Annotated in this window: 26 protein-coding genes; 19 read left to right on the forward strand and 7 right to left on the reverse strand. The window is 71.4% G+C overall.

The annotated features are described in order from the left end of the window. Positions 1-47: 47 nt before the first annotated feature. The 7 genes from ACIRVF_RS22665 to ACIRVF_RS22695 all read right to left on the reverse strand — a co-directional run bounded on the left by ACIRVF_RS22665 (position 48) and on the right by ACIRVF_RS22695 (position 4173). A complete protein-coding gene (locus tag ACIRVF_RS22665; protein WP_402820562.1) occupies positions 48-314 on the reverse strand; it encodes a DUF4235 domain-containing protein in 267 nt (88 codons plus the stop codon). Positions 315-319: 5 nt separating this feature from the next. Next, positions 320-802: a DUF3618 domain-containing protein gene (locus tag ACIRVF_RS22670; RefSeq protein ID WP_402820565.1), complete on the reverse strand. Its 483-nt coding sequence runs from the start codon at positions 800-802 to the stop codon at positions 320-322. Next, positions 802-1170: a phage holin family protein gene (locus ACIRVF_RS22675; protein ID WP_402820721.1), complete on the reverse strand. Its 369-nt coding sequence runs from the start codon at positions 1168-1170 to the stop codon at positions 802-804. The genes ACIRVF_RS22670 and ACIRVF_RS22675 overlap by 1 nt, the downstream gene beginning before the upstream one ends. A gap of 1034 nt (positions 1171-2204) precedes the next feature. After that, a complete protein-coding gene (locus ACIRVF_RS22680) occupies positions 2205-2678 on the reverse strand; it encodes a hypothetical protein (protein ID WP_402820568.1) in 474 nt (157 codons plus the stop codon). A gap of 142 nt (positions 2679-2820) precedes the next feature. Then, on the reverse strand, positions 2821-3291 hold the full coding sequence (locus tag ACIRVF_RS22685) for a GNAT family N-acetyltransferase (RefSeq protein WP_402820724.1): 471 nt from the start codon (positions 3289-3291) through the stop codon (positions 2821-2823). Between the two features lie 28 nt (positions 3292-3319). Further along, a complete protein-coding gene (locus ACIRVF_RS22690) occupies positions 3320-3772 on the reverse strand; it encodes a protease inhibitor I42 family protein (protein WP_402820571.1) in 453 nt (150 codons plus the stop codon). Further along, on the reverse strand, positions 3769-4173 hold the full coding sequence (locus ACIRVF_RS22695; RefSeq protein ID WP_402820574.1) for a hypothetical protein: 405 nt from the start codon (positions 4171-4173) through the stop codon (positions 3769-3771). Before ACIRVF_RS22695 ends, ACIRVF_RS22690 begins: the two co-directional genes overlap by 4 nt. A 340-nt stretch (positions 4174-4513) precedes the next feature. On the opposite strand from ACIRVF_RS22695, the gene ACIRVF_RS22700 reads away from it, so the two are divergent. The 19 genes from ACIRVF_RS22700 to ACIRVF_RS22790 all read left to right on the forward strand — a co-directional run bounded on the left by ACIRVF_RS22700 (position 4514) and on the right by ACIRVF_RS22790 (position 24737). Further along, a complete protein-coding gene (locus ACIRVF_RS22700; RefSeq protein ID WP_402820727.1) occupies positions 4514-4702 on the forward strand; it encodes a DUF6098 family protein in 189 nt (62 codons plus the stop codon). Continuing rightward, a complete protein-coding gene (locus tag ACIRVF_RS22705) occupies positions 4699-5064 on the forward strand; it encodes a hypothetical protein (protein ID WP_402820577.1) in 366 nt (121 codons plus the stop codon). The genes ACIRVF_RS22700 and ACIRVF_RS22705 overlap by 4 nt, the downstream gene beginning before the upstream one ends. Positions 5065-5978: 914 nt before the next feature. Beyond that, entirely contained in the window at positions 5979-7205 is a 1227-nt protein-coding gene (locus tag ACIRVF_RS22710) for an aspartate aminotransferase family protein (RefSeq protein ID WP_402820580.1), read from the forward strand. Between the two features lie 125 nt (positions 7206-7330). Beyond that, positions 7331-8026, forward strand: a complete 696-nt coding sequence (locus ACIRVF_RS22715; RefSeq protein ID WP_402820583.1) for a TauD/TfdA family dioxygenase — start codon at positions 7331-7333, stop codon at positions 8024-8026. 39 nt (positions 8027-8065) lie between these two features. After that, positions 8066-9256, forward strand: coding sequence for a glycosyltransferase family 4 protein (locus tag ACIRVF_RS22720; protein ID WP_402820586.1), 1191 nt, complete (start codon positions 8066-8068; stop codon positions 9254-9256). A gap of 59 nt (positions 9257-9315) precedes the next feature. Next, on the forward strand, positions 9316-9759 hold the full coding sequence (locus ACIRVF_RS22725; RefSeq protein WP_402820589.1) for a GNAT family N-acetyltransferase: 444 nt from the start codon (positions 9316-9318) through the stop codon (positions 9757-9759). Next, positions 9756-10871, forward strand: a complete 1116-nt coding sequence (locus ACIRVF_RS22730; protein WP_402820592.1) for an SIS domain-containing protein — start codon at positions 9756-9758, stop codon at positions 10869-10871. Before ACIRVF_RS22725 ends, ACIRVF_RS22730 begins: the two co-directional genes overlap by 4 nt. A 39-nt stretch (positions 10872-10910) precedes the next feature. Further along, on the forward strand, positions 10911-11774 hold the full coding sequence (locus tag ACIRVF_RS22735) for an isocitrate lyase/phosphoenolpyruvate mutase family protein (protein WP_402820595.1): 864 nt from the start codon (positions 10911-10913) through the stop codon (positions 11772-11774). Then, a complete protein-coding gene (aepY, locus tag ACIRVF_RS22740) occupies positions 11771-12880 on the forward strand; it encodes a phosphonopyruvate decarboxylase (protein WP_402820598.1) in 1110 nt (369 codons plus the stop codon). The genes ACIRVF_RS22735 and aepY overlap by 4 nt, the downstream gene beginning before the upstream one ends. Continuing rightward, positions 12877-14019 carry a phosphonoacetaldehyde reductase gene (locus ACIRVF_RS22745; protein ID WP_402820601.1) on the forward strand — a complete coding sequence of 381 codons (1143 nt, stop codon included), beginning with the start codon at positions 12877-12879 and terminating at the stop codon, positions 14017-14019. Before aepY ends, ACIRVF_RS22745 begins: the two co-directional genes overlap by 4 nt. A gap of 45 nt (positions 14020-14064) precedes the next feature. Next, positions 14065-15462 (forward strand): hypothetical protein, encoded by a 1398-nt coding sequence (locus ACIRVF_RS22750; RefSeq protein WP_402820604.1) that lies wholly within the window; start codon positions 14065-14067, stop codon positions 15460-15462. A gap of 90 nt (positions 15463-15552) precedes the next feature. After that, a complete protein-coding gene (locus ACIRVF_RS22755; RefSeq protein ID WP_402820607.1) occupies positions 15553-18111 on the forward strand; it encodes an ATP-grasp domain-containing protein in 2559 nt (852 codons plus the stop codon). Continuing rightward, positions 18104-19396, forward strand: a complete 1293-nt coding sequence (locus ACIRVF_RS22760) for an MFS transporter (protein WP_402820610.1) — start codon at positions 18104-18106, stop codon at positions 19394-19396. Before ACIRVF_RS22755 ends, ACIRVF_RS22760 begins: the two co-directional genes overlap by 8 nt. Positions 19397-19422: 26 nt before the next feature. Further along, positions 19423-20058 (forward strand): hypothetical protein, encoded by a 636-nt coding sequence (locus ACIRVF_RS22765; RefSeq protein WP_402820613.1) that lies wholly within the window; start codon positions 19423-19425, stop codon positions 20056-20058. Next, the gene (locus ACIRVF_RS22770) at positions 20039-20728 is read left to right on the forward strand and encodes a cupin domain-containing protein (RefSeq protein ID WP_402820616.1); all 690 of its coding nucleotides are present in this window, start codon (positions 20039-20041) and stop codon (positions 20726-20728) included. The genes ACIRVF_RS22765 and ACIRVF_RS22770 overlap by 20 nt, the downstream gene beginning before the upstream one ends. After that, entirely contained in the window at positions 20725-21489 is a 765-nt protein-coding gene (locus ACIRVF_RS22775; RefSeq protein ID WP_402820619.1) for an SDR family oxidoreductase, read from the forward strand. Before ACIRVF_RS22770 ends, ACIRVF_RS22775 begins: the two co-directional genes overlap by 4 nt. A gap of 14 nt (positions 21490-21503) precedes the next feature. Then, complete coding sequence (locus tag ACIRVF_RS22780; RefSeq protein WP_402820622.1) at positions 21504-22253, forward strand: SDR family NAD(P)-dependent oxidoreductase; 750 nt, start codon at positions 21504-21506, stop codon at positions 22251-22253. Positions 22254-22336: 83 nt separating this feature from the next. Beyond that, complete coding sequence (locus tag ACIRVF_RS22785) at positions 22337-23578, forward strand: MFS transporter (protein WP_402820625.1); 1242 nt, start codon at positions 22337-22339, stop codon at positions 23576-23578. Beyond that, the gene (locus ACIRVF_RS22790) at positions 23568-24737 is read left to right on the forward strand and encodes an aminotransferase class I/II-fold pyridoxal phosphate-dependent enzyme (protein ID WP_402820628.1); all 1170 of its coding nucleotides are present in this window, start codon (positions 23568-23570) and stop codon (positions 24735-24737) included. The genes ACIRVF_RS22785 and ACIRVF_RS22790 overlap by 11 nt, the downstream gene beginning before the upstream one ends. Positions 24738-24791 lie beyond the last annotated feature (54 nt).

The following is a 24791-nucleotide window of genomic DNA, read 5'->3' on the forward strand; positions in this document are numbered from 1 at the left end:
GGTCCCGGGGCGCCCGAACAGCTCGTCCTTCCGCCTCCGCATCCGCGTCAGCCGGGCCAGGTTCCGGTCAAGCGGCGGACGGCGGTGGCGCCGGCGCGGTCGACGGCCGCCTTGACCCCGGCGAAGATCGCGCCCTGGAGCGTGGCCGCGAGCAGCACCTCCCGCCAGGAACGGTCTTCGTCGGTGGGGCCCGGGGCGTCCTCGTCGTGACCGAGCGCCTTCCACGCCTGCTGGAACAGCGCTCCCGCGACCAGGCCGCTGACGGCGCCGAGCGCAAGGCCGACCGGCTTGTAGACGACCTTCGATGCCTTCACCCGGCTCACCCCTTCCGGCGTCGGCACGCCAGCCACACCACGAGGGCCAGCCCCGCTGCCGCCACCAGCGTCGTGCGGTGGTCCCACGCCAGCCGCGCCCCCCGGGCGGTCTTCTCCCGCACCGGCTCGGGCGCCTTCTCCTCCCACAGCCCACCGACCTCGGAGGCCACGGCCCGGGCCTGCTCCGCGACCTGGGCGGCCCTGTCCCTGACCGGATCGGGCAACCGGTCCTGCGCCTGGTGGGCCAGGTCGGCGGCCTTCGCCTTCAGTTCCCCGCCCTTGAGGGAGGCCTGTTCCTTCAGCTCGCCGGCCTTCGCGGCGGCCTGCTCCTTGACCTCGGCTGCCTTCTCGTGGGCGCGCGCCCTGACATCCGTCCTGGCTGACAGCGCCTCGACCGTCTTCCCGAGCTCGGCCCGGGTCCGCTCGGCCTGTTCGCGCAGTTCCTCCGTGCTGGAGGCGATGGGTTCGTCGTGCGGTGGCTGGGTCATCAGTGTGCCCTCTCCTTGATCTCGGCCATGTCGGCCTTCACGTTCTCGACGGCGAGCTCGGGAGCGGGCGCCCCGGCCCGGTCGACCTGTTTCCTTCCACTCATGGCCATCACCGCGGCGACCGCACCCAGCACCGCTGCGACGATCAGCCCGGCCGCCCACACCGGCAGCGCCACCGCCAGTGCGGCGATCACGGTGGCGACCAGCGCCTGCGCCATCAGGAAGCCGACCACGCCGGCGCCGCCGAACAGGCCTCCGCCCTTGCCGTAACGCTTGCCCTTCTCCTTCATCTCGGCCTGCGCCAGGTGCAGTTCGGCCCGCACCAGCTCGACCAGCTGCTGCGAGGCCAGCTGCACCAGCTCTCCCACCGGCTCCTGGCCCCCACGGTCCACGCTCGGCGCGGACCCGGCATCCTGCTGCCGCGTGCTCGACACGGGGCTCACCTCCCGTCCCTGTGGATCTCTACCGGATCGGACCGCGTGGATCGGACCGCGTCACTCGCCCGACCCCGTCAAGGGCGCGAGTACCCCGACCGGGCGAGTTCAGGCCGGCGTATGTCCGGTATGTTCCGCGGCCGACGGCGATGCCGGAAGCCGTGGCAAGCCGCGGTCGCCGGCCGGGCCGGCGTGACGGCACCCGTGCGGGTGCGCAGCAGGTCGCCGCGGCGGGGGCGCTGCCCGACGTGCGACGGCCCGCGACCGGAGAGGGCATGGCGCGGGTGCCCGACACCCGGGCGGTCCGGCGTTGCGCGCGGGTCGGCTCGCGGCCTGCCGTCGTGGTGGCCGAGGCGCCTGGTCGGTGATCCCTTCCGGCCGCCCGCACGCCGTCACGCAGGCCGGGACCGGCAGGTGCGGGTCCGGGACCTGGCGACGGGCCCGTGCGTCCGCGGCCGCACCTACGGGGTGCGGGCCGTGGCGGTCGCCGAGTGGGTGGGCGCACGTACGCGGTCACCGGCGGCGACGACGCGTCCGTACGGGTCAGGGACCTCGGGCCGGCAACAGCTTCGGTGCCGCTCTGTCCCGCAGCCGCACCGAGGAGCTCCGCGCCCGGAAGGCCGCGCTGTGGGCACGGCACCTGAGCAGCGGTGTCGATGTCGCCCCGGGCCGGATCGATCTCGACCTTCGCGTACTACGCGGACGAGCCGGCCCCCGGCCCGGCCGCCCGGGGAGTGGGGAGGAGGACGTCCTGGGCGATCCGCCGGCCCAGCTGATACTGGAGGAGTGGGCGAGGGAACCGGGGGCTCCCGACGAAGCGGCGCACGGTCACGCGGCCTGCCGCTGCGGGCGTTGTCGTCGTGGGTGGCCCGCCGGTTCGGCGTCGCGGGGGGACTGTTCCGACGGGTGCACCGAGGAGCGCGGTCCGCGCTCCTCGGTGCCGGGCCCGTCGGACCGAGCCCGCGCCGCTACGACGCGCCCATCCCGTTCGACCAGGCCCAGGGCGAGCCGTTGCCGTTGCTGAACACCCGCGAGATGGCCCACAGGCCGTTCGAGCAGTGCAGTCCGTAGACCTCGCCGGTGGTGAACCAGCCGGACTGGCCCGGGTAGAAGTGGTTGGCGTTCGAGTCGCCGTTCACGCCGTACGTGACGCCGTTGCAGGAGTCGTAGACGCCGCTGTAGACCCGTACGTCGGTGCTGCCGCCGGTCAGGTAGGTCGTGGTGTAGAACCCGCCGTCATTGGCCCGGACGATGCAGGGCGTGAGCTTCCACAGGTTCCAGGGCGAGCCGTCCGCGCCGCCCTGGTTGACGGTCCCGCAGAGCTGGGCGTCGGCGTGGGCGGCCCCGGCACCGAGGAAGGTCATCCCGGCGGCGAGTGAGACGCCCGCGGCGGCCAGGGCGATCGTGCGGCGTAACCGCGGGCGCTTCGAGAGGCTGGACAAAACGTTCCTCCGGTCTCGTACGGTGATCCGATGTGACTCTTGGGACTGTTCTGACGGTGTATCCGAGGTTGGACGACCCGTTCCCTTCCCGGGCGGCACGCGCTCCGAACATCCGCATTGACCAATACAGTTCAAAGACCGGTCAGCCGGGGACAGGCTCGGCCGCGGGGTTGAGGATCATCAGGCGTTCGGGGTTCGGGAACGGTTCGAAACCGACCTTCGCGTAGACGTGGTGCGCGTCGAGTGTGGAGAGCAGGACCCGTTGGAGTCCGTAAGGGGCGAGGTGGTCGCGAACGGCGCCGGCCATCCAGGTGCCGAGGCCCTTGCCGCGGTGTGCCGGCGCCACGTAGACATCGCACAGCCAGGCGAACGTCGCCCGGTCCGTGACGACACGGGCGCAGGCGACCTGAGCGCCACCGGCCGTCTCGTAGACGGCGAAGTTCAGTGAAGCGCGCACCGATCGCTCGACCGTCTCCCGGCTGCGGCCCAGCGCCCAGAACGCATCGGTCGAGAGCCAGTGGTGGATCAGACCGACATCGAGGCGGTCCGGGTCCACGGAGAGTTCGTATCCGTCTTCCCTGTGAGTGATCACGGCATGGCAGCATAACGCCATCACTTGGATTTCCCAAGCAAATGGGTGTTCAGTGCACCTCGACGGTGTAGTGCCGCTCGCCCTGGTCCGAGCCACCCGCGGCGCTGCTGTGGTGGGCGTTGCGCAGGGTGATGGTGGCCCGGCCGGGCTGGGGGCCGGCCCGGAAGACGAAGTAGTAACGGCCGCCGGAGCCGGCCGAACCGGTGGCTCCGATCAGGTCCTTGAGACCGAAGTTCTTGACGTACTCGTCGCCCACGGCCTGGACCGCGGCCGGGTCGGGAGCCGGGTCGGCCACGCTCCAGACCTGGCCGGTCACCCGGTGGGCGCTGACCTCGACGGAGAACAACTCACCCGGCCTGACAGCCAGTTCACCGGAGTCCGCGGTGAACACCGTGCCGTGGTCGAGCTTGCCGGTGGTCATCCGGTGGACCACCACCGCCCCCACCACGCCCGCGACGGCCAGCAGCGCGAGCGCCGCGACCAGGATCCGACGCCGGTTCACGCGGTCGCCTCCCGGTGGGTGACCCGCAGGGCGAGCACGGCGGCGACCGCGTCGAGCCAGCGGGCGACCAGAAGGTCCCCGGTGGCATCCCCGACGACCGTCGCGGCCGCCTCCAGCCAGCCGCGCGCCACCGCCGCCGCCGGACCGGGCAGCGGCTCGGGCAGGCCGGCCGCGAAGCGGGTGCCGCCGGAGCGGACCACGTCGCCCAGGAAGACCAGGGCGCGCGGCATGACGCCGAGCCGGTCGACGGTGATCGCGGCGGCCACCGCGCCGTCGCCGAACAGCGTCGAGCGGTGGGGCCCCGCGGCGGGCAGGCCGAAGCGCAGCAGGACCTCGACGTCCAGCTCGGCCAGGCGGGCGTCGCTCATCGACTGCGGAGTCGGTCGGGGGGAAGTGCTCATGTGGGGCGCCGGCTCCCGTCCAACCCATGCCAACAACGTAGGACCGACTGACCACTCCCCGCCACCCACCGGCCGGCCCGCCTCCCCCGGGGGGCGGGCCGGCCCCCGCTCCGGGCGGACCCACGACCACGACGCTCTTCCCCCACCCCGACGTCACCACCCTCGACGGCCTCGCCGACCTGCTGCGCACCCACCCCGACCGGCTGCACGTACGCTGTCCGGCGACCCCGTCGCCGACCTCACCGACGGCAGCCGCAGCCTCGACGACCTGACCGGCGTCCCCCTGCCGGGGCCGTCCCTCACCCCCATCGCCGCCGAGGACCGGTAGCAGGACCGCCCGCTGCGCCTGTCAATCGCCCGCCGCCTGTACGACTACTGCCACCTGCGGCGCGACAAGGCCCCCGGCGACCGTCCCTGGATCCTCACCGGCACGGAGACCGGCCGCGGACCGGACGACCGACCGCTGCTCACCGACGCCCGCCCCCTCGCCCGCATCGACCCCGACGCCTGCGCCGCGCCACCGACATGACGACCGATCAGGACATCGTCGCATTCGTCATCCTGCCCGCCGGCGGCGACGCCGGCGGGAGCGGCGCGTCCGTCGCGGACGAGCTGGGCGCTCGTGTCACCCATGAGATCGGCCCGATCGCCCGGCCCGGCGAGGTCCTCGTGGTGCCGGAGCTGCCGAAGACGCGCTCCGTGAAGATCATGCGCCGTCTGCTGCGCGACCTCGCCGACAACCGGAGCCCGGGCGACGCCACCACGCTGACCGACAGCTCGGCCGGCCGTGACCGCGGCGGCCGCCACCCCGTGCGGGGGCGGCGGCGCCTCACCGTCCCCGACGGTGGCGCCGCGGTGCGTGTTCGTTCATGGGAGAGTCTCTCCGGGTAGGGCACCGGAGCTCTGCTCGGCCCCCTCCAGGAGGAGCCGCCCGACGGGCCGTCAATCCCCCCGTGCGCAGGACGAATCCGCACCCGGGAACGGGCTCCGGGGCGTTGGCCGAGCTCAGAGGACCGTGCCCCCGGGGGCCGTACGGCGCCCCACTCCAGCCGCATGTGACCGAGGATCAGATGATCCGGAGGCAGAGCACGCTGCCCCGGGCGAGGCGGTGGGGCGGAGCAGGCACCGGGGGGTCCGGCGCGCAGGAGTCGGGTGTCCTCCCCCCTGCGCCGCCCGGCGCAGTCCGGCAGCCGCGGGTCCGTCGGCAGGCGGCGGTCGACCGTTCGACCGTTCCCTTTTGCCCGAATCGCCACCTGCTGTGTTGTCTGGACCATTTCCCGTTTCCCCGAGCCGCAGGCCCGAAGTGCAGCGCTCGTTCGTTGGCGGATTGATCAGTTGCGGCTCGTCGGCGGCGCCTCCGCAGGGCGGCCGAGAGGTGGACCGCAAGTAACGCCACGGAAACATTGGCACCTTGACGGATGCATGATCGACTGACTTATGATGATCGCAACGATCAAGAGCGCCGTTGGACCAGAACGGAAGCACCGTGACGAACCTGAGATTTGTCTAAGATTTCCTGCTCCTCAGAAGTTCTCGCCCCTGTCCTCCGGGGCTGATCCACGTCACCCGCATCATCGACGAGCGCCTGGGCAGAGGCGTTGGTCGCCCGTCAGCACTGTTCATCGTGCCACCTGTGAACAGGATGTGACGGCTGCGGGATTTCATTCTCATCTTCCACCACGGATCTGTCGCATCACCGGCGACCGTGCGAAAGAACGTTGGGAACGCGGGCCGTCACATGGCCTTTCCCACAGAGAAACGGGACCCTCATGCAATCAAGCGATCCAAGTGCCGTCTACAACCCCGTGACCGACCAGCGCATGGTCCGCGGCGAGGGTGTGTACCTGTACGACCAGGACGGCCGCGCCTATCTCGACTGCGGTGCCGGTACCTTCAACATGAGTCTCGGCTACCAGCACCCGGCCGTGGTGCAGGCGATAAAAGACCAGGCAGACCAGCTGATCGACACGGCGGCACGCTTCCAGACCGACCCGGTCAACAAACTCGCGCGACGACTGGTCGACCTGGCTCCGTCCAGAATCACCAAGGCCCATCTGAACGTTTCGAGCGGGTCCACCGCCAATGAGGGCGCCATCAAGATGGCGCAGCACGCGACCGGTAAGCGCGATGTCGTCACGACGTTCCGCGCGCACGTCGGACAGACCATGTGGATGCTGAGCCTTTCCGGCAACGCGTTTCGCAAGCAACCCTTTCCGATGCTGGTCCCCGGCAGTTTGCAGGTACCGGATCCGTACTGCTTCCGCTGCTTTTACGCCCAGGAGCCCGGCTCCTGCCGGATGATGTGCGTCGATCGCATCAACGACTTCCTGGAGTACGCCAGCAGCGGCAATGTGGCCGCCATCCTCGTCGAGGCGATCTCCGGGAACGGCGGAAACATCGTTCCGCCGCCCGGTTATTTCCAGCAGTTGCGCAGTCTGTGCGACGAACACGGCATCATGCTGATCCTGGATGAAATCCAGACCGGAATCGGCCGCACCGGCCGGATGTTCGCCGCCGAGCATTTCGGTGTGGAACCCGATGCGATGACCCTGGGCAAGGGCCTCGGCGGTTCGGGCGCCGCGGTCGCCGCCATTCTGGCGAGCGAGCCGATGACCGGACTGGCGGCGACGGAACACTCCTTCACCTACGGCACCAACCTGATGGCCTCCGCCGCCGCGCTGGCGACCCTCGACGTCATCGACGACGAGGCGTTCCTGGCCAACGTGCGGGCGACCGGCGCTCGGATCATGGAGCGCCTGGCGCTCCTGCAGACCGCCTTCCCGGTCATCGGAGACGTGCGCGGGGTGGGCCTCATGATCGGCATCGAGATCGTCGGGACGGACAGGTCGCCGAACGTCGAACTCGCCAATCTGCTCGCGGAAAAGGCGATGGAGCACGGCCTCATCATCCGGCCGTCCCGCTCCGGAAAGGGCAACGTCCTGAAGATCAAGCCTCCGCTCGTCCTCACGCTCGCGGAGGCGGACCTGATCTGCGACCGGCTCGAACAGCTCTTCCGCGCCCACTGCCGCTGAGCGCGCCGCCGGGCGGTGGAGCTCTTTCCGCGCGCTTGCGCGCACTTCGGCACACCTTTCCCGGATGCCGTCTTCACCTGCCCGGCGCCCGCGCCTGACGACCTTGAAACGCAAGGGATCGACACATGTTTCCATCGACCACCGAACAACTGCCCTGTTTCGCAGGGGAACTCCCCACCTCCGGCCTCGAAGAGCGGATCAAGGAGGCCGGCGGTCTGCTGACCTTCTCCTGTGCCGACGAGGAGACCCTGCTCCGGGCCGCGCAGACGGTCGGTGAGGTCATGCTGCACCGGGACAGCGACGCCCGCGGCATCACGCCGATCCGGCTCACCGACGGCAAGACGGACGTCGGGCTGACCAGCGGCGAACTGCTGGCCCACACCGACCGGCCGGCGATCGAGGAGCCGCCGCGCTACCTGTTCCTGTGGTGCAAGCAGGCGACCGGGGAGGGCGGGGAGACGGTTCTCCACCGCGGCGAGGACGTGGTGCGCCACCTGGAGGAACACGACCCGGCGACCCTCGCGGCGGTCACCTCGTCGCAGGCGGCGATCTTCCGGACCGGCCCCTACGAGTACGTCGGCCCGATCATCCGCGTGGAGAACGGTGAAGTCACCGACGTGCGGCTGCGGTTCGACCCGTTCGTCCACTTCTCCTGGGACGTGGCCCGCAACCTGCCGGCCTTCCGGACGGCGCTCGAATCCGTCGCGACCCGGTTCACCCTCCAGGTCGGTCAGGGCTACATCCTCGACAACCGGACCTGGTTCCACGGTCGCACGTCCTACACCGGTGATCGGGAGATGTCCCGGATCATGGTCGCCTGAATGGCGTGCCATCCGGCAGAGCACCCACCGAGGAGCCCGATGCGCATCCTGCTCGCCAGCCACACCCCGCTCGACGGTTCAGGGAGCGGGATCTACATCCAGAAGATCGCGGAACTCCTGCTGGCCCAGGGCCACGAAGTGGCGACCCTGTGCCCGGCCGGGAGCAGCACCGAGATCCATCCGTTCCGGCACGAGGTCATCGGGACCCCCGGACGGCCCGGACGGTGGAACCTTCCGTTCGACTTCCCCAGCTTCAGCGGTCACCGCGACAGCGCCGCGCTCTACGAGGATCTGGACGCCGACTCCGTCGCCGTCTACCTCGACGTGTGGTCCGGCGCGTTGACCGAGCTCGCGCGGGAGTTCAGGCCCGACGTCCTGCACGTCAACCACGCGTTCCTGATCGCCTGTGCCGCGGCGGGAATCCCGTCGCTGCCCTATGTCGTGGTCTCGCACGGGAGCGAGTTCTTCCGGCGTTCCGGCACGGCCTTCGAGGCCTACCAGCGGGCGGGGCTGAAGGCGGCGCGCGAGCTCGTGGCCATCACGCCGGGCATCGGCGCCCTGATGAGCGAGGCGGCCGGGATCGACGGGGGACGCGTCCACATCGTGTCCCCCGGGTTCGATCCGGAGGTGTTCCGCCCTTCGGCGGTCGACCGCGCGGCGGTCCTGGAGTCGTTCGGCCTGTCGGGGAACCGTCCCTGTGTCGCGTACGTGGGGCGGATCGTCGAGTACAAGCGGGTGCCGGACGTGCTGGCCGCGGTGGCCGCGCTCCCCGCGGTGGAACGCCCGCAGCTGCTCGTGGTCGGGGACGGGCCCGGCCTGCCCCAGGCGGTGGAGGCGGCGCAGCGCCTCGGCCTGTCGGAGGCGGTGTTCGCGGGGCACCTCGCCGACCCGGCCAAGGTCGCCGAACTCCTCAACGCCATCGACCTCCTGGTACTGCCGAGCGAGAACGACCCCTATCCGATGACGGCGATCGAAGCGCTCGCGTGCGGCACGCCCGTGCTGACCAGCGACCGGTGCGGGGTGACGGACATCGTCGCCGACACGGCGGGTGCCGTGTACCCCGTCGGTGACACCCGGGCCATCGCGGCGTTCGTCCGGCAGGCGGTCCGGGACGACTGGAAGGGCACCCGCGGGCCGAACGGTCCGGAGCGCGTCGCGGCCAAGGGGTGGCAGGCCATCGCCGCCCGGCTGCTGGACGTGTACCGCCGGGCGGCCCAGCCGGGCCGTTAGGGCCCGTCCGGCCGGCGAAGACGCCCGCGGAGCCCTTGGATCAAGAACGGAGACAGAACATGCACGGCGTCACTGTCCGCACGGCGGACGCCGGAGACCTCACAGGCATCGTCGAGCTGTGGCGGGCGGCCGCACACCGCGAGAGCGGCACCGACAACGCGGAGAGCCTGGCCACCGTCCTCGACCACCCGTACGCCACCGTGTTCGTGGCCTTCGACGGTGACACCCTGGTGGGCAGTGCGCTGCCGGCCTGGGACGGGTGGCGCGGAACCGTCCACCGCGTGGTGGTGCACCCCCGGTCGCAGCGGCGCGAGGAGGTCGGACAGGCACTCATCGCCGCCGGTGTGGAGTGGCTGCGGCAGTTCGGCGCGGTGAGGGTCAGCGCCCCGGTCGACGGCTCGGCCGAGGCGCGACGGCTCTGGGAGGGCGCCGGGTTCCTTCACGACCCGCAGACCCACCGGTTCGTGAAGGACACCGACCCGCGATCCGGGAACGGCTCGTGACCGGCCGCTCCGCACCCGCAGCCGCAGCCGCCGCCGCACCGGAGGAGCGCGGCGGCACCCGGACGACGGACCCACTGGCCCGGCCCGCCGTCGAGCGCGCCGACCCCCGCCTGATGATCGACGACGTCCTCGCCCAGCCCGCCCACCTGCGCGACGCGCTGGATCTCCTCGACGAGGTCGAGCTGCCCCGGGGCGAGTTCCCCGGCGGACTGGTGGTCTGCGGCGTCGGCGGCTCCGGGCTGGCCGGGGACGTGACCGCCGCGATCATCGGCCCGCGCGCACGAAGGCCGATCCAGACGGTGCGCGGCTACCGGCCGCAGCCCTGGGTGGACCCCGGGACGTTCGTCTTCTGCCCGAGTTACTCGGGCAACACCGACATCACCCTGGAGTACCTGACGGCGGCCCATGCCGCCGGGGCCGCCGTGGTCGGTCTGACCAGCGGCGGACGCCTGGCCGAGTTCGCCGGCCGACAGGGGCTGCCGCTCGTACGGGTCCCGGCCGGCTTCCAGCCGCGGGCGGTGACCTCGTACTCGATCGTCACGGCGCTTCGCTGCGCGGCAGCGGCGGGCGCCGGTCCGGACCTCAGGGGCGAGGTCGCGGAGGCCGCCGACTTCCTCGACGAGCTGGTGCGGGAGTGGGGGCCGGAGTCCCCCGCGGACTCGCTGGCCAAGTCGCTCGCCCGCGACCTCCACGGCACGGCCGTGGTGGCCTACGGCAGCGGCCCGACCGCAGCGGTCGCCCACCGCTGGAAGACCCAGCTCAACGAGACCGGCAAACACCTGGCCTTCTCCTCCGAAGTACTGGAGGCCGACCACCACGAACTGTGCGTGTGGGACCACCTGGACGAGCCGGCCCGCTGGTCGGCCCTCTTCCTGGAGGACCGGGTGGACCAGCACCCGCGCGCCGTACGCCGCATGGAACTCACCGCCGAACTCATCGCCGGGACCGGGGCACCGACCCGCTGGATCTCCGCCCGGGGCGAGACGCGGACCCAGCGGCTGCTCTCCCTCGTGCTGCTCGCCGACTTCGTCAGCGTCTACACCGCGGCCCTGTCCGGCGTCGACCCGTCGGAGATCGCGCTGATCTCCCGGCTCAACCAGCTGATCGGCTGACATTCCCCCCCACGACACCGCTCAGAAAGAGACACGCAAGTGATCAAGCGTCTCAGCCATCCTTCGTTCCGCTCGGTACTCGCCGAGAACCCACTGGTCCGCGTCGCCGGCGCCCATGACGCGCTCGGCGCCAAGCTCGCGGAGGAGGCCGGCTTCCAGGCCGTCTGGTCCTCCAGCCTTGAGGTCTCCGCGGCACGCTGCCTGCCCGACGCGAGCCTGCTCAGCATGACCGAGTACCTGCAGGCCGCCGCGCACATGCAGAGCGCGATCGGGATCCCCGTCGTGGCGGACTGCGACACGGGCTACGGCAACACCCTGAACGTGGTGCACATGGTCCACGAGTACGAGGCCGCGGGGATCACCGCGGTCTGCATGGAGGACAAGCTCTACCCGAAGATGAACAGCTTCGCGGAGGTGAGCCAGGACCTGTTGAGCATTCCGGACTTCGTCCGCAAGCTGGAGGCCGCGAAGGGCGCCCAGAGCACCGAGGAGTTCTTCGTGATCGCCCGCACCGAGGCGCTGATCAGCGGTCTCGGGGTCGACGAGGCGGTGACGCGGTGCACCGCCTACGCCGAGGCCGGGGCGGACGCCGTCCTGGTGCACTCGAAGCAGCCGACCAACTGGCAGGTGCTGGAATTCCTCGACCGCTGGGACGGACGGGTGCCCGTGGTGATCGTTCCGACGACCTACCCGGACTGGACGGCGACGGACGCCGCGGCGGCCGGCGTCTCCGTCGTGATCTACGCGAACCAGGGCATGCGGGCCACCGTCACCGCGCTGCGCGACACCTTCAACGCCATCCAGCGCAGCGACAGCTCGCGGCCGATCGAGGACGACGTGGTGTCGGTCAAGGAGATCTTCGCGCTCCAGCGACTGGACGAGTGGACGGCGATCGAGGCGTGATATCCGCACAGACCTTCTGCGACGAACTCCGCGACCACGGCATCGACTTCGTCACCGGAGTGCCCTGCTCGTTCTTCTCCGGGCCGATCAGCCGGCTGACCCGGGAAGGCCGCTACTTCGCGGCCCCCAACGAGGGCTCGGCGCTGGCCCTGGCCGCCGGAGCCTCGGCCGCCGGCGTGGGCACGGCCGTGCTGTCCCAGAACTCGGGCCTCGGCAACCAGATCAACCCGCTGACCTCGCTGAACATGACCTACCGGGTGCCGACCCTGGTCTTCATGAGCCTGCGCGGCTGGCCGGACCCGGCCGGGGACGAGCCCCAGCACGCCGTCATGGGCGAGACCACCATGCCGATCCTGGACACCCTCGGGGTCGCCCACCAGGTGCTGACACCCGGGACGACCGGTCTGAAGGAGATCCTGGCGAAGTCGCTCGACGTCGTCGAGCAGGGCCGCAGCGCCTTCGTACTGGTGCAGCGCGGCTCGATCGGCACCGAGCCCGGCGAGCCGGCGGCGGTCGACGAGGCCCTGCCCACCAGGAGCGAGGTGCTGCGCCGGATCGTGCCGAGGTTCGCGGGCCTTCCCGTGATCGCGACCACCGGCTACACCTCACGCGACCTGTTCGCGGCCGGCGACGCCGACACCCACTTCTACATGCAGGGTTCGATGGGCCACGCGCTGTCGTTCGGACTCGGCGTCGCGCTGCACCAGCCGGAGCGGAAGCCGGTGCTCGTGCTGGACGGGGACGGCGCCGCGCTGATGCACCTGGGCTCGATGTCGGCCGTGGGCGCCGCGGCTCCCGACAACCTGATCCACCTCGTCTTCGACAACCGCACGTACGAGTCGACGGGCTGCCAGCTCACCACCTCGGCCACCACCGACTTCGCGGCGCTCGCGCTGGCCTGCGGCTACGCCACGGCGAGCACCTGCCGGTCCGTCGAGGAGACCGAGGCGGCGCTGGCGAGCGCGCTGGAACGCCCGGGCCCGCACTTCGTCGTGGCCGCGGTGGCCCCCAACCGCGGCGCCGCGCCGCCGCGGGCGACCTCCGCGGTCAGCGCGCCCGAGATCTTCACGCGATTCGCGGGGTCGATGAACGGCACGTCCCGATGACGGCAGCCGCGCAGCCGGTCGTCGACGCCCGGCGCCCCACCGAGCTGCACGTGGGCCGGGGAGCCGTCGGCCGGCTGGGCGGCCTGCTCGACGGTCACCGGGCCCGCCGCGTCCTCGTGGTCGCGACACCGAGGGCACTGCACGCGGTCGGGGTGCACACCCTGCTCGAAGACACCCAGTGGCTGCCCTTCTCCGCCTTCACCCCGAACCCGCGGATCGAGGACGTGCTCACCGGCTGCCGGCTGCGCGAGAACTGGCAGCCCGACCTCGTCCTCGGCATCGGCGGCGGCAGCGCGATGGACGTCGCCAAGGCGGTACGGCTGCTGCCGGCGGACCGCGACGGCGCGCTGTCGGCGCTGCGCGGCGAGGCCGACCCGACGGCCGTGCTCCCGCCGCCGCTGGTCCTGGTCCCGACGACCGCGGGCAGCGGCAGCGAGGCCACCGCCTTCGCCACGGTCTACGCCGACGGCCGCAAGCACTCCTTGGACCACGCGTCGGTCCGGGCGACGGCGGCGATCGTCGACCCCGAGCTGACCGAGTCCTGTCCGCCGGTGGTCACCACCAGCTGCGCCTTCGACGCGCTGAGCCACGCGATCGAGTCGTTCTGGAGCCGCCGGTCGACGGACGCCTCGCGCGAACCGGCCCTGCGGGCGCTGGAGTTGCTGCTTCCAGCGGTCTCCGAGGACCTGCGCAGGCCCTCCGCCGACACCCGCGAGCTCCTGTCCCGGGGCGCACTGCTGGCGGGACAGGCCATCGACATCACGCGCACCACCGCCGCCCACGCCTTCGCCTACGAGCTGACCATCCGGCACGGCGTACCGCACGGCGTCGCCTGCCTGCTCAACCTGTGCTGGCTCTTCGACCACAACCTGGAGCGGGCCGACGCCCCGGACGACCCGCGGTCGCCGTTCCCCGTGCTGGCCCGGCTGCTCGGAACGGACCTGGCCTCCGGCGCCGAGGTCTTCTCCGGCCTGCTCCAACGGCACGGGTGGTCGTCCCGCCTGCGCGACTACGGCGTGACGGAGACCGACCTGGACGGGCTGGTCCGGGCCGGCATCGGCGCCGGTGCCCGCGCCCGCAACAATCCGGTCGACCTCGAACCGGGCACGGTTCGGGAGGCCTTGGCGCGACTGCTGTAGGGGGGCGCCCCCAGCACCCCAGACCCGACGAGAGAGGAGATCCGCGTGGCCACCGATCGGCCCGTCGACGAAGAGGGCTTCCGAGTCCGCAGCGGTGCACTGCTGCGCAGCGCGGCCAACGACCTGAAGCGCAACACCGAGGCGGCGGCCGGCGACCTCGGGCTGTCCGTGGAGGAGTACCTGGAGTACGCGGCCGGCCGCCGCGACTTCCCCATGGAGCTCGGTCGCCGCGCCGCCGCGGTCTGGCCGATGAACGAGCGCGACCTCGTCCCCGTCCGGAACGACTGCCCCGACGGCGTCCGGATCCACCGGGTGGCGGACTCCGTCGCCTCCTCGCGGACCTTCCAGCGGGGCGGCATCGACTACTACGAGTACCGGGACACCGCCATGTCCCGCCTGGCGTCGTTCCGGCCGGAGTGGATCAAGATGCTCTCGGTGGTGGACGACGACGACCCGCGCAACCCGAACGTGCACTGGAACAACGGCCATCTGCTCTACCAGTTCACGTACTTCGTCGGCCCGGTCAACTACTACTACCGGTGGGCGGGCGAGGACCACGTGCTGCGGATGAACACCGGGGACTCGATCTGGGGCCTGCCGTTCTCGCCGCACACGTTCACCTCGCGCGACGCCGACCAGGACGCGTACATCCTCGCCCTCACCTACGGCGGCGAGCTGATGGGCGACGCCCAGCACGAACTGGCCGCCCTCGGCCCCGAGTCGGCGGAGCAGTTCGCCGTCGACGCCACGGATCCGCGCACCGCGCACGCCGCGGTGCTGCGGGCCGCCCTCTCCGCGGCGGCGTTCCCGGCGGAGCAGCTCGCCGCCGAGGCCGGCCTCGCGGAGGCCCGGGTCCAGGAGCTCCTGGACGGGCTCGACGTGCCCGACCACCAGGAGACCGACGCGATGGCCGCGGCCCTGCGCGTCTCACCGCGGGACCTGCTGCCCGTCCTGGCCGACACCCGGGACGGTGTCTCCCACCGTCCGGTGTCCGAGTCGCGGCAGTGGTGCTACCCGTCCCCTGACCAGCCGTCGTACCGGATCCGGGAGCTCGCCGGCAGCCGGCTGCACCCGCACTCGCGCGCGCTGGAGCTCACACCGTGCGGCGTCACCGACCCGGCTCCGCTGCGCACCTACCAGCACCAGTACCTCTACAACGTGGGCACCGGTGCCGTGCGGATGGCGTGGCAGTACGGCGGCAAGTCCTTCGAGACGGTGCTGGAGCCGGGCGACTCGGCGTACGTGATGCCGTTCGTCGAGACCACGTACGCCCAGCAGGAGCCGGAGGAGGGTCGGGGACGCGTCCTCGCGCTGCGCATCGGCGGCCGTGTCACGGCCGAGGCGCGCGCCGCGCTGGGCGCCATGTACCCGGGAGGCCTGAGCCGCTACCTCAACGAAGACCGTCAGTGGTACGAGGCGGGCGGCTCGCACGCTCCGCAGTGACCCGGACCGCGCCCCGGTGCCGTCCGAACGCCCTCGTCCACTCCCCCACCCAGCCACCACCGCCACCACCGCCACCACCAAGGGCCTCTCATGCGTAACACCTCCCACCCCCTGCGGGTGCTGATCATCGGCTGGAAGCCGGATGCGGCCGTGACCGCACTCCACGGCCACGGAGCCGAGCTCACCTGTGCCGTGGCACCCGGCGACCTCGCCGCGGCCCGCGCACATCCGGGCGCTTCGCGGGTCGTCCCGGTCGCGAATCCGACGGACCTGGAGAGCGTCCTGTCGGGGCTCGCCCGCGAAGGCCTTTCCCCGGCGTCCTTCGACGTGGTCTGCACCGCGGGCGAGTTCGAACTCGTCGCGGCGAGCGCCCTCGGGGAGACGGCGGGACGTGCGGCCCTGCCGCTGGAGGCGGCCCTGGCCCTGCGCGACAAGTTCGTGCAGAAGCAGCGGATCCAGGAGGCGGGTCTGCCCGTGACGGCGTGCCGGGTGGTGGAGGGTCTCGCCGGGGTGGCTGCGTCCGGGGACGACCTGCCCTGCGTGATCAAGCCGCTCGCCGGCGCCGGGACCATGGACACGCACCGCGTCGAAACGGCGGCCGACCTCGCCCGGATCCGCGCGGTGCTCAAGGGCTCCGCCGACGGACTCTGGCTGGTGGAGCGGTTCGTGCCCGGCACGGAGCTGCACGTGGACGGTGTCGTGCGCGACGGTCGGGTTCTCGGATTCGGCGTCTCCCGGTACCTGAACAACCTGATCGACTTCCATGACGGCGCCCTCGTGGGATCGTTCACGCTGGACCCGGCACACCACTCGGAGCTCTACGAACGGACCGGGGATCTGGTCACCCGGGCGATGGGCGCCCTGGGCCACCGCGACGGCGTGTTCCACCTGGAGATGTTCCACCAGGCCGACGGCGGCCTGGTGTTCAGCGAGTGCGCGGGGCGGGTCGGCGGCGGCAAGATCGCCACGGCGCTCCAGCGGCAGTTCGGCATCGACCTGCACGACGAGTGGGCGCGCAGCGTGCTGCGCCTGCCGTCGGCCCTCGGACCGGAGCGGTCGCCGGGCAGCGGGTCCGCCGGCAGCCACGGGTGGATCCACCTCACGGCGCCCGCCGGCCGGATCGAGCACGCCCCGGGCGAGGCCGACCTGCTGGCGCAGCCCGGTGTGGTGACGGCCGAGGTCGACATCCGGGTGGGCGATGTGGCACCGGGGTCCACTGCGGCCACCTCCCTGCGGGCCGCACGGGCCGTGGTCCGGGGCTCGGACGCGACCGAGGCCGAGGCACGACTGCGGTCACTGGCCGACTGGTTCCGGGCCGCTGTGGTCACCGCTGATCCCCTGGCGGACACCGCCGTCCTGCGCGAAGAGAGGATTCCGTCCCCCATGAGTCCCATCCGGCCCGCGGGCGACGGCGGGTCCGAGCGGATCCCGCCCAGGCGGGTGCTCCTGGTCGGCTGGCGGCCCAGGGCGATCGTCGCCCTGCACGCGCACGGCGCCGACGTGACGTGTGTTCACCGCCCCGGCGAGAACCGCTCGGACGGCGTGCCGGACGACGCGTACCGTTCCGTCGAGGTGCCCGATCCGCGCAGCGTCGAGGACGTGCTCGCGGGCCTGGCCCGCATCGACCGCGGCCCCCAGGACTACGACCTCGTCTGCAGCCAGCACGAGTTCACGCTGGTGACGGCGGCCGTGGCCGGCGGGGGCGCGAACTGGATGGCCCCGGAGACGGCGGTGCGGCTGCGCGACAAGGCGGTGCAGAAGGAGACGGTCCGACGGGCCGGGATACCCGTCGCGCGGTGCCGGGTGATCGGTGACATCGGCGATCTGCCCGGCGTGGCGGAACTGCCCGCCGTGGTCAAGCCCTTGGCGGGAGCGGCGACCCGGCACACCTTCGTGCTCGACTCGGCGGAGTCGGTCGACCGGGCCGTCCGGCAGCTGAAGGAGGAGGGCATCGGCGGGCCGTGGCTCGTCGAGGAGTTCGTGACCGGGAACGAGCTCCTGCTGGACGGCGTGGTCCGCGGCGGCGAGGTGGTGTTCCTCTCGGTGTCGCGGTACCTGCAGAACGCCATCCAGGTCCGTTCCGGCGCCTTCGTCGGCGCCGTCGCGCTGGATCCGAAGGAACACGACGAGCTCTACGCCCAGGCGCGGGCCCTCTGCCGGGACGCCCTGGGCGCACTCGGTCACCGGGAGGGCGTGTTCCACCTGGAGGCCTTCCGCCAGCCGGACCGGCTGGTGTTCAGCGAGTGCGGCGGCCGGGTGAGCGGCGGCAAGGCGTACCTGGTCATCCGGGAGAAGTTCGGTGTCGACCTGCACGACGAGTGGGCCCGCGCCACGCTGGGTCTGCGAAGCGCGGTGGCCGACGCCGTGCCGTCCTCGGACAGTTACGGACACGTCTACCTGGCGGTCCCGGGCGGCCGGCTCACCTCGCTGCCCGGTCAGGACGAGGTCCTGGCCAGGGACGGCGTGATCCTCGCGGAGATCGCGGTCCAGGCCGGGCAGACCATGGCGGACCCGTCACGCGCCTCGGACAGCGGGGCGGGGACGGCCGTGGTCGTCGGCGCGGACGAGGGCGAGGTCGAGCGACGGCTCACCGGTCTCGCGCGGTGGTTCGCCGACTCCGTGACCGTGGAGCCCGGCCAGGATGCGTGAACGCCTGCAGTCCCTGCTGCCCGCCACCCGTGCCGGGCGAGTCCTGGCCGGCGGCATCGGCGTCAGCGCGGTCGGCAGCGGGGCGTTCCTGGCGAGCGCCACGCTGTACTTCGTCGGCCAGGTCGGACTGGCGCCGGCCGAGGTGGGGCTCGCCCTCTCCCTGGCCGCGGTCTGCGGCATCCTCAGCCCGTTGCCGGTCGGACGGCTGGCGGACCGGTTCGGCGTGCCGCGCCTGTACCTGGTGCTGCTGGTGGTGCGGGCGGTCGGCTACGCGAGCTTCGTCTTCGTCGGGGACTTCCTCAGCTACCTGCTGCTGGCGGGTCTGGTGACCGCGGCGGACCGCGCCTGCTCGCCCCTGCAACAGGCCGTCGTGGGCCTGGTGGAGGCGCCCGACCAGCGCACCCGGGCGCTCGCGTCCATCAACACGATCCGGAACGCGGGCATGTCCGCGGGCCTGGTGCTGGCGGGCGCGGTGCTGGCCCTTCCGGGGCGGGCGGGCGTCCTCGCGCTCTTCCTGTTCAACGCGGCGTCGTTCCTGGTCGTGGCGGAGAGCGCGCGTCGCGCCCTGCGCAGCTCGGGCGCGGCGGCGGAGACGGGAGCGGGCCCCCGCCCGGCCGGGCCGTCCGCCGGGAAGCCGGACCCCGGCGTGCCCGGCCCGGCTCAAAGCCCGGCTCAAAGCCCGGCTCAAAGCCCGCTGCGGGACCGCCGGTACCTCGCGCTGACGGCCGGGAACGCCCTGCTGGCGCTGCACGACTCGGTCCTGCTGGTGCTGATCCCGGCCTGGGTCGCGACCCGCCACGACGCGCCGCCCAGCCTGGTCCCCGTCCTGCTGGGCATCAACACCGTGGCGACGGTCGCGCTCCAGGTGCCCTTCGCGAAGCTGGCGGTGGGGGCGGCCCGGGCGCGGCGGGTGATCGGCCTCGCCGTCGTCCCGCTGGTGCTGGCCTGCCTCGCGCTGATGGGGGCCGACGCGCTGCCGGTCGCGGCGGGCGCCTGCCTCGCCGCCCTGGGGGTGGTCCTCCTCACGCTCGGCGAGAACCTGCACGCGGTCTCGGGGTACGAGCTCTCGTACCTCATGTCGACCGAGTCCCAACGGGGCCGCTACCTGGCCCTGTTCCAGGTCGGTCAGAGCACCCAACAGGTGCTCGGACCGGCCCTGATGACGGCCGTGATCCTGCCGGCGGGCCCCCGCGGGTGGGTCCTGCTGATGGGTCTGCTCTGCGTGGGCGCGGTCGCCGCGCGGAGCAGCGTTCCGACCCGCGAATCACTTGACGTGGACATTTAATCCATTGGATCATTGGAAAGGCGGACATGGAGATCCTTCAGATCCCCGGCGCGGAGCACCAGGCACTCCTGGCACGTCTCTCGGCCGACTCCTCCCGTCCGGCGAAGCTCGGAACGCTGGGACCGGTGGGGACCAGCAGCGAGTACATCGCCGAACTGCTGTCGCGCTGCTTCGACGGGAATCCCGGGCGCTTCCACATCGTGCTCGAAGAGACCTACGAAGAGTGCATGGAAGGGCTGGCGGCAGGCCGTCTCGACCTCGTGCTGGTGGCCCATGCCTACGCCAACATCAATGCGTTCTACATGAACCCGAAGCTGGAGCCGGCCGCCGTGCTGCGCGGGAGCACCCCCGAGTACGGACTGGCCATCCGTCAGGACTTCGCCTACGACGAAGAGATGCTCTACACCGACACCGTGGTGACCCATCCGGCACCCGTGCCGCTGTTGCGCTACCACTTCGACCGGCCCGTGAAGCACGAGACGGTGACCTCCACCAGCAAGGCCGCCGGGCACGTCGCCCAGGGGAAGTACAACATCGCCATCACGAACGAGCAGGCGGCGCAGCAGCACAACCTCAAGTTCGTCTACCGGTTCTCACGGATCCCAATGACGTGGACCGTCTTCTCGAAGAGGAAGGATCTCAATGAACTCGCAAGCGCGTGAACGTCTCTACTTCCCGGCCGCCGACATGGCACTGCACGACAACGGCATCCGCACGGAGTCCTACCGGCGCGACGACACGGTGGTGGAGGTCTCCTTCATCCCGCCCGGTGCCGTCCTGGCGGGCGGTTCCCCCGAGGGGGCCCGGGTCGGGATGGTCGTCCGCGGCGAACTCACCGTGACGGTCGGCGAGGTGACGAAGGTGATGAAGGCGGAGGGCGACGCGTACGTCGCGCCTCCGAACGTCGAGAGCAAGTCCGTGAACACCTCCGCCGAGGAGACCATCGCGCTCGTCATCAAGCGGAACAAGCCCGGGGAGGCGTACAACGCGCCGGCCGGGTACTTCCTGGAGCCGATCGAGTCGCGCAAGTTCGTCGGGATGGACGTCACGTTCTTCCTCGCCGACTGGGTGGAGCTGATGATCGCCAACATCCCGGCCGGCGGTGAGATGCCCTACCACAAGCACAGCCACGAGCAGATCGGCGTGTGCCTGGACGGCCGGTACGAGATGACCGTCGAGGAGACCAGCTACGAGCTGGTGTTCGGCAGCACCTACTTCTGCGCCGGCCAGGAGGGGCACGGAGCGGCGAACCGCAACGAGGGCGAGGCGCGTTCGCTGAACATCTTCATTCCGCCGCGCTACCACCGGGTTCCCCAGCTGGACGCGGAGTGACCCGTACCTCGATCGTCCTGGGCGCCAGTCGCGGCATCGGTCGCGCGACCGCGCTGCACCTGGCGGCCAAGGGCTACGTCACGGTCCTCAGCTCGCGTGACCGGGAGGGCCTGGAGGCGGTGGCGAAGGAGGCGGACGGCGGACGGACCTGCGTCGTCCCGGGCGACGTCACCTCGCGGTCCTTCCGCGAGGAGCTGGTCGGCGAGGTCGAACGCCGCTTCGGCCGGATCGACGTGCTGGTCAACAACGCCCCCGGGCCGGTGCCGGGCTCCTTCGACGGCGTGCGGGTCGAGGACGTCCACACGGCGATGGACCAGAAGCTGGTGCCGTACCTGGACCTGATCAAGGCGGTCGCCCCGGTGATGGTGAGGAACGGCTTCGGCCGGATCGTCAACATCGTCGGCAACGCCGGCCGGGAGCCCGCCGCCGGACTGTTCTTCTCCGGCCTGGTCAACGCGGCGGTCGCGAACGCGAGCAAGTACCTGGCGGACCAGTACGCCAGGCACAACGTGACGGTGAACTGCGTCCACCCCGGGGTCATCCGGACCGACCGCTACGACCAGGCCGTCCGCCACCTCAGCGAGGCCGGCGAGATCTCGCCACAGGCGGCGGCGGACCTCCTGATGCGGTCGGTGGCGATGGAGCGTCCCGGGCGGCCCGAGGAGGTCGCCGCCCTGGTCGGCTTCCTCGCATCCGAGGAGGCGTCCTACCTGACGGGACAGCAGATATCGGTGGACGGCGGGCAATTGACATGCGTGTGAAGGGAGAAGGGCTCGTGTTCCAGGACAAGGTGGTCGTGGTCACCGGTGCCGCGTCCGGCATCGGGCGGCGGACGGCGGGCGAGTTCGCCCGACAGGCCGCCAAGGTGGTCGTCGCGGACATCGACGGGACGAGCGGCGCCGACTTCGTCGCCGAGCTGAAGAACGACGGGCACGAAGCGCTCTTCGTCCGGACCGACGTCACGGTCGAGGCGGACTGCGAACGCCTGGTGGCCGCCGCGGTGGAGACGTTCGGCCGGGTCGACGTGCTGGTCAACAACGCCGGCATCGAGATCTCGACCCCCGTCCACGAGATGACCGAAGGCGAGTGGGACAGGCTGGTCGACACCAACCTGAAGAGCATGTTCCTGTGCTCGAAGTACGCACTCCGCGAGATGATCGGCGCTTCGAGCGGCGCGATCGTCAACGTCTGCTCGGTGAGCGGGCTGGTGGCGTGGCCGGGCATCGCCGCGTACAACGCGACCAAGGGGGGAGTGATGATGCTGACCAAGTCCCTCGCGGTCGACTACGCGAAGTACAACATCCGGGCGAACTGCGTCTGCCCCAGCATCATCGACACCCCGATGACGGACACGTCGATCGGCCATGACGCGGCGGTCAAGGAGCAGAAGGCGAAGCTGAATCCGATCGGCCGTCTCGGCACGCCGGAGGACGTCGCCAACGCGATCCTGTTCCTCGCCTCGGACAAGTCGTCGTTCGTGACCGGTGCCGCGCTCACCGTCGACGGTGGATACACGGCCGTCTAGGCGGCAGAAGCCAGCAAGGGGAAAGGTGGGCCGGGGTGCGGGAGCACGTGGGCAGCAGGGCGGGCGGGACCGGGTTCCCGCTCTTGACGGTACTCACGCTGATGGCGGGGATCTTCGCCGTCGGTTCGGAAGAACTGGTGGTCTCGCCACTACTCGTGGACGTGGCCCGGTCGTTCGACACGTCGGTGTCGGTGACGGCACTGTCGGTGAGCATCTACGGCATCGCCACCGCGGCGGGCGCCTTGCTGTTCGCCCCGCTCGGGGACAGGGTGTCACGGCGCCTGGCCCTGACGGTCGGAATGGCGACCTTCCTGGTGGGGACCGTCCTGTGCGCCTTCGCGGGGGCGCTGGAGGTGTTCTTCGCGGGCCGGGCGCTGGCCGGGCTGGCCACGGGCGCCTTCGTGCCGACGGCGTACGCCTTCGTCGGTGACCGCGTCCGCTACGAGCACCGCGCCAAGGCGATGGGCATCATCGTGTCGAGCTGGTCGTTCTCGCTCGTCGTGGGCGTGCCGATGGGGTCCTTCGTCGGACAGTGGTCGGGTTGGCGGGCGGCCTTCGGGCTGCTCGCCGTACTCGGCGCCGTGGTGGCCGGCCTGCTGCTCCTGGACGGCCGGTCCAGTCGTTCCGAGGCGGGGGAAAGCCCGCGACCGGCGCGCTCGGAGCGGGCGCAGCAGGGCCCGAGCCGATCGGTGGTGGGTGTCTTCCGGCTCCCGAAGGTGTCCCTGTACGTGCTGGCCACGTTCCTCAACATGCTGGGCTTCTACGGGATGTACACCTTCGTCGGCAGCGCCCTGCAGTACCGCTTCGGTTCCGGCAGCCCGCTGACGGGGGTCATGATCCTCCTCTACGGGCTCGGCTTCTCGACCAGCTTCGTCACCGGGAGGTGGGCGGACAGGTTCGGCAAGGAGCGGGTGCTGCTCGTCCTGCTGGCGGGGCTGGTCCCCACGCTGACGGTCCTCCCGCGGATGTTCCACCTGACGGTGCCGCTGGTCGTCTGCCTCTTCCTGTGGGGCGCCATGCAGAGCCTGGTCGTCACACTGCTGAGCACGCTCCTGAGCGAGTGCTCGGAGCACAACCGCGGGACGATCCTCGCCTTCTACAGTCTCGCGACCAACCTCGGGGTGGCCCTGGGAGCGGCCGCGCTGGGCCCGCTGTTCACGGCGCACGGCTTCGGAGCCGTGGGTCTGGCATGTTCCGCGATCACCCTCGTCGCGTTCCTCCTCGTCGTGTGGGTCTACCGGCGCACGGGTGAAGTGCTGCCGGTCGGCGACGGGGCTCCCCAGCAGCAGACGAGTCCGGTGGAGGTCACCGCGCATGAGGATTGAGATCGCCCGACGGCTCCTGGAACTGCCGAGGAGCTCCTTCGCGACCACCATCGGCCGGATCGACCAGTTGGTGGCGGCCGGGGAGGACGTCGTCAACCTGTGCCAGGGCAACCCCGATCTGCCCACTCCGCCGCACATCGTCGAGTCCTTGCGCAGTCAGGCGCTCGACCCGGCCAACCACCGGTACCCGTCGTTCTCCGGTCTGCTGGAACTCAAGGACGCCGTCGCCCGGTGGTACGCGGCCCACTACCGGGTCGAGCTGGACCCCGGATCCGAGGTCGCGATCCTGTTCGGCGCGAAGGCCGGCCTGGTGGAGATCAGCCAGTGCCTGCTGAACCCGGGGGACGTCTGCCTGATGCCGGACCCGGCGTTCCCCGACTACTGGGCGGGGGTCGTCCTCGCCAAGGCGCACATGCACCCGCTCCCGCTCCTGCGGAGCAACGGCTATCTGCCCGACTACTCCGCGCTCGGCCCGGACGTGTGCGAGCGTGCCAGGCTGATGTTCCTGAACTACCCCAACAACCCGGTCTCGGCGACGGCGCCGCTGGAGTTCTACCAGGACACCGTCCGGTTCGCGGCCGAGCACCGGGTGGTCGTGGCCTCCGACTTCGCGTACGGGGCCCTGGGTTTCGACGGAGAGGTCCCGGTCTCCTTCCTGCAGGCGGACGGCGCCAAGGACGTGGGCGTCGAGTTCATCTCGCTGTCGAAGATGTTCAACATGGCCGGCTGGCGGATCGGTGCCGTCGTCGGCAACCCGGAGGTCATCGCCGCGATCAACCTGCTCCAGGAGCACTACTACGTTTCGCTCCCACCGTTCATCCAGCGGGCGGCGATCACCGCTCTGACCGGTCCGCAGGACTGCGTCAGGGAGCTCACCTCGATCTACGAGCGCCGGCGCGACCTCTTCGTGGACGGGGTGCGGCAGGCGGGATGGGACATCGACGTCCCGCGCTCGATCTTCGCCTGGCTCCCGGTTCCCGGCGGCGACTCCGTCGCCTTCGCCGAGGAGCTGCTGGAGCGCAGCAAGGTGGCGGTGGCACCCGGCCGCTGGTTCGGGGCGCACGGCGAGGGATTCGTCCGGGTCAGCCTGCTGGCACCGGAGGAGCGCCTCCGGGAGGCCGTCGCCCGACTGACCGACGCCCGCGTGCCGCAGCCGTAGCGCCGCAGCCGTAGCGCCGCAGCCGTAGCGCCGCTTCCGGCCCCTTCGTCCACC

This window comes from Kitasatospora sp. NPDC101157, assembly GCF_044768255.1.
Classification (GTDB): domain Bacteria; phylum Actinomycetota; class Actinomycetes; order Streptomycetales; family Streptomycetaceae; genus Kitasatospora.

What these genes read in the sequence shown, in the direction of transcription:
- ACIRVF_RS22765 (WP_402820613.1), top strand. Translation starts at nt 19,423, where the DNA reads ATGGAGATCCTTCAGATCCCCGGCGCGGAGCACCAGGCACTCCTGGCA.
- ACIRVF_RS22685 (WP_402820724.1), bottom strand. Translation starts at nt 3,291, where the DNA reads ATGGCGTTATGCTGCCATGCCGTGATCACTCACAGGGAAGACGGATAC.
- ACIRVF_RS22760 (WP_402820610.1), top strand. Translation starts at nt 18,104, where the DNA reads ATGCGTGAACGCCTGCAGTCCCTGCTGCCCGCCACCCGTGCCGGGCGA.
- ACIRVF_RS22790 (WP_402820628.1), top strand. Translation starts at nt 23,568, where the DNA reads ATGAGGATTGAGATCGCCCGACGGCTCCTGGAACTGCCGAGGAGCTCC.
- ACIRVF_RS22755 (WP_402820607.1), top strand. Translation starts at nt 15,553, where the DNA reads ATGCGTAACACCTCCCACCCCCTGCGGGTGCTGATCATCGGCTGGAAG.
- ACIRVF_RS22720 (WP_402820586.1), top strand. Translation starts at nt 8,066, where the DNA reads ATGCGCATCCTGCTCGCCAGCCACACCCCGCTCGACGGTTCAGGGAGC.
- ACIRVF_RS22695 (WP_402820574.1), bottom strand. Translation starts at nt 4,173, where the DNA reads ATGAGCACTTCCCCCCGACCGACTCCGCAGTCGATGAGCGACGCCCGC.
- ACIRVF_RS22745 (WP_402820601.1), top strand. Translation starts at nt 12,877, where the DNA reads ATGACGGCAGCCGCGCAGCCGGTCGTCGACGCCCGGCGCCCCACCGAG.
- ACIRVF_RS22670 (WP_402820565.1), bottom strand. Translation starts at nt 802, where the DNA reads ATGACCCAGCCACCGCACGACGAACCCATCGCCTCCAGCACGGAGGAA.
- ACIRVF_RS22725 (WP_402820589.1), top strand. Translation starts at nt 9,316, where the DNA reads ATGCACGGCGTCACTGTCCGCACGGCGGACGCCGGAGACCTCACAGGC.
- ACIRVF_RS22705 (WP_402820577.1), top strand. Translation starts at nt 4,699, where the DNA reads ATGACGACCGATCAGGACATCGTCGCATTCGTCATCCTGCCCGCCGGC.
- ACIRVF_RS22770 (WP_402820616.1), top strand. Translation starts at nt 20,039, where the DNA reads ATGAACTCGCAAGCGCGTGAACGTCTCTACTTCCCGGCCGCCGACATG.
- ACIRVF_RS22715 (WP_402820583.1), top strand. Translation starts at nt 7,331, where the DNA reads ATGTTTCCATCGACCACCGAACAACTGCCCTGTTTCGCAGGGGAACTC.